We start from the raw sequence: 13,800 nt of genomic DNA, 5'->3' as shown, positions 1-13,800 counted from the left end.
AAAGACTGAACAGTATCTTTGGAATTATATCCCGTATTACAAGGTTGGTCTAAACTCTCAATTCGTTATAGTCCTAGAGGAAATTTTATGCAAGTCAATGCTATTTTAGGTGTAGACATTTCTAAAAAGAAACTTGATGCTTGTTTATTGATAGACAACAAAGAACGACATAAAGTTTTTCACAATAACAAGGAAGGTTTTGAAAAGCTTGGTGTAATAATCACGGAGCAGTCCTTATTCATCTGTGCCTAGAAGCGACTGGTTGTTACAGTGAAGATATAGTTATTTTTATGTATGACCTTGGACATAATGTAAGTGTGGTAAACCCTGCTCAAATCAAGGCTTTTGGCAAAAGTGAGCTACTCAGAAACAAAACAGATAAGTCAGATGCTGCCATGATTGCTAGGTTTTGTATTGCTAATAAACCTAATCTTTGGAAACCTGCTCCTACTGAAGTCAAGCGTTTAAGAGATCTCTATCGTTGTTTGCAAGCATTTAAAGACGACAAGTTACAACAGATGAATCGCTTGAAATATGAATTCCCGTTGTAAGCAAGCCATACTTGAAGTAGTTGCTACAATAGAAACAGAAATTTCTGCTATAGAAAAAGAGATTTGTGAGCATGTTAATAACCATTCACACCTAAAAAATATGATAGAAAACATCAAGACTGTAAAAGGTATAGGACATCTTACTGCTGTTGCTATCGTTGCAGAAATGCCATCTGTTGATAATTTTGATAATGCTAGACAATTTACAGCCTTTGCCGGTCTAAATCCTGAATATTACCAATCAGGTTCATCTGTCAGTAAAAAAAGTAGAATATGTAAAATAGGGTCGGAACGTATTCGCAAAACTCTTTATATGCCAGCTATAGTAGTCAAGAATCATAATTCTCACTTTCAAAAGTTTTGCCAACGTTTAGCAAGTAAAGGAAAATGTCCAATGGTAATAATTGTCGCATTAATGAGAAAATTAATGCATGTGGTTTTTGGTATTTTAAAAAATAATCAACCATTTAATGGTGATTTAGTGAAATAATCAGTTGACGTGAGAGACAGTATCTTCAAAATTGTTACCAAGTGTTCATTTTTAATTTGAGCAATTGTTCTGTCTAATGCACGTATATATTGCTTGGATTGAAAATATGAGATGATTTTTTCTTTACATGTATTTTCATTACCTTCGTACAAATTGTTTCCTATGAAACTAATGTCATGTTCTTTGGCAATTTCTAACGCATGGACTAATACATTTTGAGCTTTTACACTACTTTCACAGTGATAGTTTTTAATTACATGTACATACGCTCTTGCACTGGCATCTTCAGATTTATCTATATTATACGCTTTAGCCAAAAAGACTAAATAGTCAAACCCTGCCCATAGATAATACATTACCTTTGTTATAGTACTTCCCACAGAAAACAAAGCTGAGCGTGTGCAAGATAATTTACCATTGTTTCTAATTCTATCTTCATATGAACAAAGGTATTTCTTTGTGCTCTTTAAAATCTTACGTAAGTCTTCTTCTGTCTTTTTGACATCAAAATCATTGATATCATGAACTTTTTCATATGCTCCCTTTATTAAATCATCTGAAAACTTTTTTAGAGCTGGATCATCGATGTTTCCTAATGCATCAATGTTTTTACTAATATAGATTTCTATTTTCCTTCCAAGTTCTTCTCCCATTCTATTTTTTAGCAACTTATTGTATTTATCAGTAGCTGGAAACAAAATTTTCTGACAAAAATTCCGTGGTTCGTTTTTAAAATTTGCTAAGATCTTATCCACAAATAGCTCAACTTTTTCACCTGCAGCAGCAAAAAACCATGCTTGCCTGCTCGCATTACGTTCCCTATTTCTTCCAAGATTTTGTAGGGCTTCAGATGGATTATTGAATTGACTGATTGAATCTGCAAATATTGATGCAACGTGATTATATTCACTATCAAACCCACGACCTTTCGATCCATCTACAATCGTTGTCAACGCACATTTAGCTAACGCATCAAAATCCCTTTTTTCATAATCACAATGGATAGTTCGATATCCACCTATTTGATTACGCATTATTGCTGAAAAGGGTCTGTTCTCTTCAATATCAAGATCATTTCTCCCAATCCCTGCAAAGATGCATTTATTTTCCTTGCAGAAATTACTGAGGCTATGCAGTACACCTTCTTCTCTTTCCATGAAACCATGTAGCTCTTTGCTTAAGTGCCAGTTATCAATTATTAACCTGCATTGCTCATTATCACTTTTACGCAATGCTTCAATTACTACCTTTATTTGCGGTAAAAGCTTGCCTCTAGCAAATTGTTCACTAAAGCCTTTTTCCTTTAGGTAGCTTATAATATTGTTATCATTAGTAGAGCTAATATTCTTTTTAACATCTTCTATCAATCCGCCTAAACCTTCTCTTCTTTTTTTATCTAAAGTAATATTATCACACTTCATTAAATATGAGAGAGTAAGATCGATCATTGAATGCATTACTCTATATTTTAAATATTTAGCGATATCACTAAAATCGACTTTCTCTTTTAATTCAGATATCTGCGCTTCTGTCAGACTAGGATGTTGCTTTTTAACACAGTTTATAAAATTCACTTCACGTAACTTGAGCCTGTAGTCTTGATATGACATCCCTTCAGGCTGGAATTTATTATATACTTCATAACGTGTACCACCTTCATATACTAAATTATTCTTACCCTGCAATGCAAAACTAAGATTAACTATGCTATTTACATCATCAACTAAAATCAGAGCACTTTCTCCAATTGGGCTTTGCACGTTCCATCTTACAGAAGTTAATAAATCATCGTTATCAACAAGTTTATTGTAATTAAAAACTTCTTCACTCTCTTCAACATATTCATGAACTGGACTGGATTTTTCTCTAGTAAATAAGCTACGCAGGTTAGCAAGAAATCTAGAAAGCAGTTCTCTTGATTCTATTCCAGTTGCTTTAGTTAGCACCCACCAAATTGGCAACATTACTATACCAAATATAAATAGAGAAATTGTATGGTATAGCTGCTCAATCAAAGCAGAATACAGCCAATAATTTGAAGTTATACCAATTATTGCAGCAACATTACTTTTTATAACAGGAAATAATATAATCATAGGTATTATAGTAACAGCAATATTCACTACAAATGCTAGAGTGAAATTTGCTCTTCTATTGTTTTTTGCAATAACACTCATTGTTTCGATGGTGTTTGCAATACAACGTCTACTCAATCTTGTAGGGCTGATAACTTTTCCGCATCTATTTAAAATCCTTCTCTTTGGTGTTGCAGTTAGATAAGTTGTAGGATACTCCTCATTAAGCTTGCACATGTTCTCAAAAGCCTGCTGCTTGCTGATACTGTCTGCTTCATCAACACTAATCCACAATTTGGTATTTTGGTCTTCAAATTTTTGATCATGTAAGAGCAGGTCATGCGTCACGATAATTGTTGTAGGTTCAGTTGCCTTCGATGCATTTTTAATTTCCTCAGCAGTTTTAGGTGTTCTAATGTTTACAATAAATGCACTACTCATCATTTTTTTAGCTTGGTTTACTAGATCACTGTTTGGTACTGCAACCAGATGATGAAACCCTACTTGGGCTAGTACATGACTCCACATTCCAATATCGTAAGTCTTGCCAAATCCAGTTTCTGCATCGATCATAACATTACAGTTAGTAGAGGAAGGGTTGCTTAGATGTTCTAATATCCCTTCAACAACAGGCTTACGACGTGCTACTATTATGGATTCCTTTGTGTCATCAAACTTTATAGATTCACCTTGTAGCTTGCAGTTAATTCCTTGTAAGCCACTTATAATACTTTGCTTTTCTTGATTACTGATAGAACTCACACGTTACCCACTATAATTATAACAATATTAATTGTATGTTAATTTAGTAAATTGTAAATGCTACTGACATCTTAGTCAGTATCTATAGACAAAAAGCTGATTTTAATTATCATATTAATATGTTAGTATGCCTCGGAATAATTACTTCCCCCCACGGAATCAAAGGAGCTGTCAAAATAAAAACCTTTACTGAAAAGCCCGAAGATATTTCCCTATATGGTGAACTAATAAGTGGTAGTGAAAATTACAAAATAAGCTCAGTGTCTGTTATCAGTGATAATTTAGTAATAGCAATAATCAGCGGTGTAAGTTCCCGTAATGAAGCAGAGCTTTTAAGAAATAAAAAGTTATACATAGAAAGAGGCAAGCTACCACAATTAAATGACGAGGATGAACTTTATCAAAGTGACCTTGTAGATATGGAAGTAAGGCTGGAAAGTAATGAATTATATGGCCATGTAAAATCTGTACATAATTTCGGCTCAGGGGATATATTGGAAATTTTGGTTATCAGCACAAAAAAAAACATCATGCTATCTTTCACTAAAGAAACATTTCCACATATAAATATAAAGAAAAGGTATATAGCAATTAATATGCCAGGATTTATTGATTAATAAAGACTTTGATATTTGTATAAAGTTATTTATAATCGTCAGACTAAATTAAAGGTGTAATTATGGCAGAGAGGGCTAATGATATCAGACCAGGTCAGGTTCTGGAACATAATGGTGGGTTGTTTTTGGTTGTGAGTATTATGCATACTCAACCTGGTAAAGGTGGTGCATACATACAAGTTGAAATGAAAAATATCAAAACTGGAGCAAAATACTATGAAAGGTTTCGTTCTGATGCAACAATCAGAAGGGCAATTTTAGATGAAGAGGAATATGTTTACCTTTTCACTGAGGGAAATATTGTAAATCTTATGCATCCAAGTAATTACGAGCAGATTATTATAAGTTTAGATTTATTAGGGAAAAAAAAGGCTTATTTACAAGATGATATAAAAATTAAAGTAGTAATTTATCAGGATAAAATAATTTCTGCGCATGTGCCTGATTATGTTACATTAACTGTAAAAGAAACAGAATCTGTTATCAAAGGGCAGACTGTTACTGCTTCTTATAAGCCTGCAATTTTGGAAAACGAAATACGCGTTAACGTGCCTCAATTTATAAAAGAAGGTGATAAAATTGTAGTACATACTCCTGATAACAGCTATTACGAAAGAGTAAAAGAGTAGATGGCCATTTCATCACCACGAATCAATGTGATGCTTGATTCTGTACGCAGTGCCTCCAAGCAGCTTATACGTGATTTTAATGAATTGCAAATTTCCAGTGTTAAGTCAGCGGACTTTATCAATAAAACTTATTCAAATTCCAAGCAACTTATATACGATTGCTTGAAAAATTACAAACAAGACTATGAGTTTATTTGTGAAGATCAAGATGCAAAAGACGAAGGTTATACTTGGTTTATTATGCCCATAGAGGGCAAGGAAAATTTTTTTAGCTGCATGGTTTATTTTGCAGTATCAGTTTGTCTCATTCATAAAAACAGAGTTGTAGCAGCTGTGATTGATGCCCCAGCCCTTAGAGAAACTTTTTGGGCAGAAGAAAAGAAAGGTGCTTTTCTTGAAGATTTTAAATCTCGCCATGTAAGAATGCGAATAAAAGCCCGTGAAGGGGGGATAATAGACATAAATGGTAATTTGTTAAATAAATTATTGCCTGGCAATAATAATGTACGCTCCCTCGGCTCAACAGTTCTGGGTTTCGCATACCTTGCTGCCGGAAGATACAATGGAATAATTTACTCTGGAATTAACAAATACAAAACTTTGCTCGGTAGACTTTTTCTGCAAGAAAGTGGTGGAAGGCTAAAGGAAGATAACGGGCTCATCATTGCTGGAGATATAAACTGAGATATATTCAGAAATAATAACGGTATCATTTGACACTGATATCCAGTTATAAAAATCACATAAAAGTGATTATACTAGTGTTGACATGATGACATACTTACAATATAACAAAAAAACTTATTTAATAGGTAGAGCTGAAGGCAGAGCAGATAAGTTCAAGGTGCAGCAATATCTCTATAATAAATAGGTCTATGTGTAATTGTGTTTTAGGGGGGGTAGGCTTTGTTGCATAGCTAGGTAGAAAAAGTGTAAGTTACTGACAGAATTCATTATAAAACAGATATTCAACCAATTAAGAAAAATATGCCAGTCAAAATGAGAGTCAGTAACCAAAGTGAATATAACAAATTTCTCGAAGAAAGAGGAAATATTTTTCACTTTATTGATAAAGCCATGGAGAGTTGGTACGAAAATAGCCCAAAAGTAGCTGGTGGTAACTATATCTATAGCGATAGAGTAGTAATTTTAATACATATATCTATTTAGGATAGGTTTAAGACGGTTTTATAAAAGGGTATCTGGAAAAGATAGCTTAGAGTTATTAGCTATTCCCAGGAGGTTAACAAGACTAAATATGAAAATTAATGACCATAGGGTTGATAAGAATGACATAGAAATTGCTATAGATAGTACTTCAGTTAATATTTACAATAACAGTGATCAACATAACTATAAGTATGCTAAGGAAATAATCAACTAGATCAGGTACATGTTGTTTTAAATATAAAAAATAAAGAAGTAATAGCTACGGAATACACTAATGCTATTTCACGTGATAGTACATTAGCATATAACATGCTAAAAAAAATAGAGAATAAGTACAATATCTTATCCCCCTACGCAGATGCATTTTATGATACAACGAATGTGTATAAAATATGTAAAGAATATAAAGCCTATAATACGGCCAAGAAAAGATGCAAAAGTCTACATGTCAGAAAGAAATGAAAATATTAGTATAATAAGGTTGAGTGAGAATTATAAAGATGGCATAGCAAATTGGAAGAAGAAATGGTGTGAGGTCCTACGTTGAAAGCTTTTTCTTTAGACTTAAAAAACATTTGGATTGAGTTTAAAAAATAAGTCTGAAATAAATCGTGTGTCAATCAAGTGCTATTTAATAAATGAATTTACTAAAATTGGTACTGCTAAATTTGAGATAGTTATGTAAAGTTTTATCATTCTTAATAAATTAAGGAGCTATGCAACAAAGCCGCGTGCCAATATACTTTTTTGGTTTTAAACGAAGATTACATAACAAAATTTAAGAACCTATGTAGAGAGTATAGGGACTTGAAGAGAGAAATAAAAGAGCCTGACTTGGAAAGGTTATCAGAACTTGCAAATAAGTTTGAGAAGCTAAGCAGAAGTTTTATTGAAAGCGAGAAGGAAGAAGAATCAATAGAGAATGTACCAGAATGTAGTGACCAGGATATTGATAGATTAAAGCTCGGTATAGTAACGAGAGTAGTACAAGCAAGGGATGTAGCAGAGAAGGAAAAGAGGAAAGTAGAAAAAGAAAAAACAGAGGTAGAAGAGATAGTAAAACAACTGCAAATGCGAGTACCAGATTCTACATTTAGTAATGTAAGTCATGAACCAGTTGCAGGAACATCTCAGCAAATATGAGAGCAGAGGAATTTCTCAACTTTTTAGAGAAAGAAAAGCTGAAGAACATTATATATAAAAGGCTAAAGTGGAGGGAGAATTAGGGAGTGTAAAATAAACCATAGGCGTCAAGTTAAGGAAAAGTAGCATAAGAAAGAAGAGAAGCGGTAAAAATTATTTTAGACATTAAACGATAAAATTAGTAATTTATAGACTCTTTAAAAAAAATTATCTTATTTTAGATCAAGATTTCTTAAAAAATAAATATAACAAATAAACCTTAAATGGTTGCTATATTGGGCGTATTCTCTTAACTTGACGCCTATGCTTCTTTGAACGTTCCCAATGAATATTAAACTCTGGTCTGGCCAGTAGTTTTTTTATTACACAATTCATAATAAACATAGGGGTAACATTGAGCATTTTTCCAACCACCGGCATAACTCTTCAGCTATGGTGGTTCTTCTCTTCTATCTTCGAGCATTGCACTTGGCATAATGCTGTCCTACAGTAGAAATCAAGCTAAAGTTTCTTGAACGTGTTGCTCTAAGGAAGTACACTGTAGACTAATGCTGTACCTTTTTCCTGAAACTAAAATCTATATACTTAACTTTAGAAACTTTAAAATAAGATGCGATCTAATATTAGAGAGTTATTTTACTACATAAAACCTAATCTATCTTATTTCATCGTAGCTTTTATTGCAGTTTTATTTTCAGCTTTAATGATTCTCCTCTTTGGCAGGGGTTTGAGCAGCATAATTGATTCTGGCGCAGAGCACAATTTTACTACCAAACTATTAGTTGCAATACTCATAGTTTTAGCCATTTCTCTCACTGCATTTACTCGGTTATATTTCATTGGCATTGGCAGCGAGAAAGTTATCGCAAGAATCAGATATGACTTATATAGCAGTATCACTGACTTGCAACCAAGTTTCTTTGAGAATACGGGCGTACAAGATGTTATCTCAGCACTCATTACTGATACCTCTGTGCTGCAATCAATAATAAACAGCAGCCTACTCACCATATTGCGAAATTTTGTAATATTAATTGGCAGTGTTGCCATGTTATTATATACAAATCTGCACCTAACTGCGTATGCAGCCGCAATAGTACCTATACTACTCATTATTATGACCTCATTTGGAAAAAAAGTGCGTAGCTATGCACGCTTTGCCCAGGATAAATTAAGTGAGCTTGCATCACTTAGTGAGGAAAATTTTCGATCTATAGTGACTATCAAATCGTTTGTACTCGAAGAAAATGAAAAAACCCGTTTTAAGGAGCATTTAAACTCAGTATCAAAATCATACGTAAAATTAGTACTCTTGCGTGCTATTCTAGTAACTCTAGTTATCACGTGTGTGATAGGTTCACTAGTTGTTTTGCTCTTTTTTGGTATTAAAGAAGTCTTAAGCAATAATATAACTATTGGAAAACTCTCCTCATTTGTGTTTTATTCAGCGCTCGCAGCAGGAGCTATAAATAATTTGAGCGATAATATCAGTGATTTACAACGAGGTCTTGGAATAGTAGAGCGTTTATTTGAATTTAAAAATATGAAAAGCTCTATAGCAGATCCCGACGATCCTATAAAAATTTGTAGTGTTCAAAAAGGAATTTCGTTTAATGGCGTAACATTTTTTTATGCTGATAAGCCAGCATTAGATAACGTATCATTTTCTATAGAGGCAGGTCAAGCAGTATCAATTGTTGGACCATCTGGCAGTGGTAAAAGTACCATTTTAAAGCTTCTGCTCCGTTTTCACGATCCAAGCAGAGGTAGCATTACTATCGATGGACATGACATCAAATCAATTGAACTGAAAAATCTCCGTTCATTGTTTGGTTTAGTGCCACAAGATCACGTTATATTTTCTTGCTCGATAATGGAAAATATACTATACGGCAAACCAGGTGCTGAATATGAGGAAGTAAGGCAAGCAGCTATCGGTGCTTATGCGATGGAATTTATTGATAAGCTGCCTGATAAATTTGATACATTTGTAGGAAAAAGAGGGTTAAAACTTTCTGAAGGACAAAAACAACGTATTGTAATAGCAAGAGCCATACTCAAAAACCCTCAGGTTTTAATACTGGATGAAGCAACCTCCGCACTTGATTATGAAAGTGAGAACCTCGTGCAAAAAGCATTGAGCAAGTTAATGCAAAACAGAACAACGATCGTAATTACACACAGACTATCAACCGCACTTAAAACTGACAAGATTATAGTAATTAATCATGGAAAAGTAGAAGAAGTCGGAACTCATGATTTTCTAATGAGTAAAGAGGGGCTATATGCAAAACTGGCGAAGATACAGTGGAATTGAAAGAAAATTTACATCATATCGTTAGTTGATATGCTGGATTTGTAATTAAAGTTATTAATTTTTTAATCATTTTAACTTATAATAATCTCATAGTATTTTTTAAGGATTATTATGTTTTCTCATTACAGTAATTTACCAAAACTACCATGTACAGCTTCTAACTTGCCAGGACCAACTTTACCAGCATTGTACTGTGCACAAGCTTGTGCACCTTGTGCTGTTAATCCATGTAATAACCATTTTGATACGTGTCATAATGACTATGATACATGCCACAATCCTTGTAATGGATTTGGGTTTTTTTGTTAGAGGATCGTTTTTTAAACAACTCATAAACGCGTGTCTAGCTATACGCGCTTCCAAGAGCACATGGGTTCCCATGTGCTTCACACTTTGCTTGAGAGGATAAGCAATTGTTATTCGCAGTGGCTATAGCAGTTCTATCACAATTTATTTCAGCAAGACAACTAATTTGACTACTGACAGCTCCTTCTTGGAATCTTATCATTATTCTGCCATAGTAAAACTTCCAACTCTAATACCTGCTACATTAAAGTCGTATTTTAAAATGTACTGTAAGTTTGTGTATGCTAATTTTAATCTTTAAATTATTATTTTTTTAACTATTATATACTATAATTATAATAATTTTTAATTACTAAGGAAATTATTATGAACTACAATCTTTTTTCACAATCATCCGCTTCTCCATACACGGCTTACACCTCTGAACCACGAAATTGTGCACATGTGCATCCGTGTATTCCTACACATACAACTTGCACTCCCAAACTATGGAACCACCATCCTTGCTTTGAACCATGCAACCCTACCACCATTAACATACGTATACCACCTTGTTCACAGCCTAAACCTAAAGAACCAATTGACTTTTCAAAGCTTGCAATAACAATCAACCCAATTACTGGCGATATTCTTGATGCCACTACTAAGGAATCTACTGGTAAAAATTTTAAAGAATGTCAAAAAATTATAGAAGGAACTAAAAACGATCTTGAAATTGGCCCAAACAATAAAATCACAGGAGGATGTGATAACGATGCTTCATGTAAAGCTTGTGTGGATGCAATAAATTCTTCTATATCAGATTCACGTAAAGTAACAGCATTTTTTTCTGAAGAAATGTCAGTACCAGAAGGCACTTTTGAAGTTATTTAGGAACACTACAGAGGTGGGGGCACCTCTACTTATAATTAATTTTTAATAATCATGACTTACCAATGGAGGTAACTATGTCAAAAAATAACCTTTTTATCCATGTCAACAGGGTAAAAGCTATATACATCACCGACCACTTGGAATATGTGATACTAATAATATGCCGCTGATAATCAATGTTTCCAAGGAAGAAGATGATGAAGGTAAAGGAAACAATAAGGATAAGACCGGTGGATGTGATAAGAATGTAATACAGAAGGAGATAGAAGGTAAAATAAAGGAAAATGTTAAGAATGAATTGAAGAAAGATCTTAAATGTGAAATTGATGATAAGACTAAGAATGAGTTGAAGAAAAATATTAAGAATGAACTGAAGAAAGATCTTAAATGTGAAATTGATGATAAGACTAAGAATGAGTTGAAGAAAAATATTAAGAGTGAACTAGAGAAAGATCTTAAATGTGAAATTGATGATAAGACTAAGAATGAGTTGAAGAAAAATATTAAGAGTGAACTAGAGAAAGATCTTAAATGTGAGATTGATGATAAGACTAAGAATGAATTGAAGAAAAATATTAAGAGTGAACTAGAGAAAGATCTTAAGTTTGAGATTGATGATAAGACTAAGAATGAACTGAAAGAAAAGATTAAAAATGAACTAGAGGAAGATCTTAAGTTTGAGATTGATGATAAGACTAAGGGTGAATTGATAAAGGAAGTAGAAGAAAAAATAGACAAAGAATTAAGGGTAAAGTTAAATTGTGACATATTAAAAACGTGTAACCTTGAAGAGAGAACTAAAGAAATAATTGATGATGATGGGTGTAACCAAAAAGGATGTGAAAACAGCAAAAAAGATGGTAACTATATTGACGTAAGTAACGATGGTAAGCTTTATATAAGAGAGACAATAAATAAATTATACCCTGACTTAAGTGTAGACATTATTGACAAGATTAAAACTAATGATTATTATGTAAAACAATTTGGTATAACGGCAACTGACTGCAATAAGAATGGCATGGAATACCCTTTTATCACTTGGAGAGGAACTATGAATTCATGGTGCGTTACTATTCCTTCGAATAGTACTTGCAAAGAATCTTATAATATACGCCAAGTTGGTAACAAAGATTATTGGCCTGATTGGTATGCATCTTGTAAGAATAGCATGTTTTCTGACAATAGTTATTTAGTTAACACAAAAGCATATTACTACCCTGACAGTATTGACAGAGGTAAGCCAGTGGTGGTGCTCTCTCAAAGTCAATCACTGATGATTGCTGACAAGAAAACAGATAAACTTGTAAGAAAAGATGGAACAATAAGTAATAAAACTTTTGATGAATGCAGAGCATTTTTTGATCAGAAGGAAAGAATAACTGATTGTACAGAAGGTAGCAGAGATTGTGAATTGTGCAAAGAAGTAATTTGGGATTCTTCGGAGGTAGTGCCAGTGTTTTTTATATAATTATCATTTTGAACAGGGAATGGTATAAGCTTATACGATTTTGATACGTGTGCCATTAAAGAAAAGACTGCAAGATTAGGCTTTTGCATAACCATATGAAAAACCAATAGCCATCAACTATGTTTTTTAAAATTTTTTGAATTTAGTCTTATTACAACTCTTATTTATAGTTTTGTATTCTTATTCAATTGAAAAACGTATTTTTGGCAATAAAAACCCTAGTTCATTACAGAAAGAAATTTATATCAAACAACTACCACTGCTTAGATCTTATGATTAATGAATATGTGCTTTAAATTTGTGTGGCGCGCATATTCATTAACCTATTTTCTTATGCAGATTTTAAAAATTTGCGTTAATTGCTTCTTTAAGCCTTGCATTAGCAATCACTATAATTTTGCGCATTAGAGCTGTTATGACTACCATCTTCTTTTTACCTCTACCAATGAGAGCAGAATAAAAAGCACCAAGTGCAGATTTAGTCCTTGAAGCAGCCATCGCAGATGTAAAAAGCTTTTCACGAACGTTCCTTCTGCCACCACTTATTCTGCGATAACCAATAGCTTTACCACTTTCTTTTGGATGCGGGGCAACTCCAGCAAGACTAGCAACTTCTTGCCTGCTTAAGTAGCCAAGTTCTGGCATCAAGCATACAAAATCTTGTGATAACTTTTTACCTATTCCTGGTACTGTTCTTATGATTTTTTGGCGCTTTTTTAACTCTGGATTCTCATCGATAATTTTTTGTATGGCATCATTGAGCTCATCTATTTGACTGTTAAAAAAGTCAATAGTTTTTTGGCAACTTTCTTTTATATAGTCGTTTTCAGGTGCTTTCAGTCTACATTTCTCTTGAGCTCTTATTTGTGTAAGGTCATCACGACGTTGACAAAGTGCAGCTAAGGCTGTTTGTTCTTTTGACATAGGCACAAATAGAGATAGAGTACTATAACGCTCAAATCCATATTGAGCAAGGGCTCTTGCATCTGATTGATCAGACTTTGCTAAAATTCCATGAGATAAGGTAAAGCTTTTTACTTTGCGAGTATTAGCTCGATGTACAGCAACATTCTTATCAACCAGAAAGTGTGCTAAGCCAAGCTCATATTTTCCTGTATTTTCCAAAGTTACAAAAGAATTAGGTAGAATATTTGAAAAATTTTGAAACAATTGTTGCCAACCAGCAGCATTATTATCAAACTTGATAGTGTTCTTTTGGTTGTGAACTGCAGCAACATTTTTAAATTTTCCGATATCAATGCCAATAAAATTTTGATAAGATGTAATCATAATAACCTCGATTAGTTTTAGTTAATTTAAGATTGTAAACGGGTGCATATGTATGTCCCACACAACTATTCAAACGTATCGAGAGATAGGGCTAGTGTACCTTGAT

Annotated in this window: 12 protein-coding genes and 1 pseudogene; 11 read left to right on the top strand and 2 right to left on the bottom strand. The window is 33.3% G+C overall.

Annotated features, from left to right (window positions below):
• Nucleotides 1–87: 87 nt before the first annotated feature.
• A pseudogene (locus Wcon_RS13370) lies at nt 88–1,041 on the top strand (IS110 family transposase).
• On the opposite strand, the gene Wcon_RS05825 reads toward Wcon_RS13370, so the two are convergent.
• Nucleotides 1,011–3,878 (bottom strand): DEAD/DEAH box helicase, encoded by a 2,868-nt coding sequence (locus Wcon_RS05825; protein ID WP_237350071.1) that lies wholly within the window; start codon nt 3,876–3,878, stop codon nt 1,011–1,013. The pseudogene Wcon_RS13370 and the gene Wcon_RS05825 sit on opposite strands and share 31 nt — an antisense overlap.
• Before the next feature lie 119 nt (nt 3,879–3,997).
• On the opposite strand from Wcon_RS05825, the gene rimM reads away from it, so the two are divergent.
• From rimM to Wcon_RS12020, 10 genes are all read left to right on the top strand, one after another.
• Complete coding sequence (gene rimM / locus Wcon_RS05820) at nt 3,998–4,495, top strand: ribosome maturation factor RimM (RefSeq protein WP_114517558.1); 498 nt, start codon at nt 3,998–4,000, stop codon at nt 4,493–4,495.
• A 62-nt stretch (nt 4,496–4,557) separates the two neighbouring features.
• Nucleotides 4,558–5,124 (top strand): elongation factor P, encoded by a 567-nt coding sequence (gene efp / locus Wcon_RS05815; protein WP_114517557.1) that lies wholly within the window; start codon nt 4,558–4,560, stop codon nt 5,122–5,124.
• Nucleotides 5,125–5,808 (top strand): inositol monophosphatase family protein, encoded by a 684-nt coding sequence (locus tag Wcon_RS05810; protein ID WP_114517556.1) that lies wholly within the window; start codon nt 5,125–5,127, stop codon nt 5,806–5,808. It begins immediately after the preceding gene.
• Nucleotides 5,809–6,111: 303 nt separating this feature from the next.
• Nucleotides 6,112–6,294: a hypothetical protein gene (locus Wcon_RS05805; protein ID WP_237350070.1), complete on the top strand. Its 183-nt coding sequence runs from the start codon at nt 6,112–6,114 to the stop codon at nt 6,292–6,294.
• 88 nt (nt 6,295–6,382) lie between these two features.
• On the top strand, nt 6,383–6,508 hold the full coding sequence (locus Wcon_RS12515; RefSeq protein ID WP_255565514.1) for a hypothetical protein: 126 nt from the start codon (nt 6,383–6,385) through the stop codon (nt 6,506–6,508).
• Between the two features lie 153 nt (nt 6,509–6,661).
• Entirely contained in the window at nt 6,662–6,841 is a 180-nt protein-coding gene (locus Wcon_RS12025; RefSeq protein WP_237350069.1) for a hypothetical protein, read from the top strand.
• 260 nt (nt 6,842–7,101) lie between these two features.
• Entirely contained in the window at nt 7,102–7,437 is a 336-nt protein-coding gene (locus tag Wcon_RS05795) for a hypothetical protein (protein ID WP_147269160.1), read from the top strand.
• A gap of 610 nt (nt 7,438–8,047) precedes the next feature.
• A complete protein-coding gene (locus Wcon_RS05785) occupies nt 8,048–9,754 on the top strand; it encodes an ABC transporter ATP-binding protein (RefSeq protein WP_114517554.1) in 1,707 nt (568 codons plus the stop codon).
• A 672-nt stretch (nt 9,755–10,426) separates the two neighbouring features.
• Nucleotides 10,427–10,933: a hypothetical protein gene (locus Wcon_RS05775; protein ID WP_114517552.1), complete on the top strand. Its 507-nt coding sequence runs from the start codon at nt 10,427–10,429 to the stop codon at nt 10,931–10,933.
• 160 nt (nt 10,934–11,093) lie between these two features.
• The gene (locus Wcon_RS12020; RefSeq protein WP_237350068.1) at nt 11,094–12,404 is read left to right on the top strand and encodes a hypothetical protein; all 1,311 of its coding nucleotides are present in this window, start codon (nt 11,094–11,096) and stop codon (nt 12,402–12,404) included.
• 342 nt (nt 12,405–12,746) lie between these two features.
• On the opposite strand, the gene Wcon_RS05765 is transcribed toward Wcon_RS12020, so the two are convergent.
• Nucleotides 12,747–13,694: an IS110 family RNA-guided transposase gene (locus Wcon_RS05765; RefSeq protein ID WP_063630491.1), complete on the bottom strand. Its 948-nt coding sequence runs from the start codon at nt 13,692–13,694 to the stop codon at nt 12,747–12,749.
• Nucleotides 13,695–13,800: the final 106 nt, after the last annotated feature.

Source organism: Wolbachia endosymbiont of Cylisticus convexus (assembly GCF_003344345.1).
The sequence above is the reverse complement of the archived record's forward strand: the minus strand, read 5'-3'. Positions and strand labels throughout refer to the sequence as shown.

Excerpts from the sequence above, each read along its gene's own strand:
- Wcon_RS05785 (WP_114517554.1), top strand. The coding sequence starts at position 8,048 with ATGCGATCTAATATTAGAGAGTTATTTTACTACATAAAACCTAATCTA.
- Wcon_RS05775 (WP_114517552.1), top strand. The coding sequence starts at position 10,427 with ATGAACTACAATCTTTTTTCACAATCATCCGCTTCTCCATACACGGCT.
- efp (WP_114517557.1), top strand. The coding sequence starts at position 4,558 with ATGGCAGAGAGGGCTAATGATATCAGACCAGGTCAGGTTCTGGAACAT.
- Wcon_RS05805 (WP_237350070.1), top strand. The coding sequence starts at position 6,112 with ATGCCAGTCAAAATGAGAGTCAGTAACCAAAGTGAATATAACAAATTT.
- Wcon_RS05765 (WP_063630491.1), bottom strand. The coding sequence starts at position 13,694 with ATGATTACATCTTATCAAAATTTTATTGGCATTGATATCGGAAAATTT.
- rimM (WP_114517558.1), top strand. The coding sequence starts at position 3,998 with ATGTTAGTATGCCTCGGAATAATTACTTCCCCCCACGGAATCAAAGGA.
- Wcon_RS12025 (WP_237350069.1), top strand. The coding sequence starts at position 6,662 with ATGATACAACGAATGTGTATAAAATATGTAAAGAATATAAAGCCTATA.
- Wcon_RS05810 (WP_114517556.1), top strand. The coding sequence starts at position 5,125 with ATGGCCATTTCATCACCACGAATCAATGTGATGCTTGATTCTGTACGC.
- Wcon_RS12020 (WP_237350068.1), top strand. The coding sequence starts at position 11,094 with ATGCCGCTGATAATCAATGTTTCCAAGGAAGAAGATGATGAAGGTAAA.
- Wcon_RS12515 (WP_255565514.1), top strand. The coding sequence starts at position 6,383 with ATGAAAATTAATGACCATAGGGTTGATAAGAATGACATAGAAATTGCT.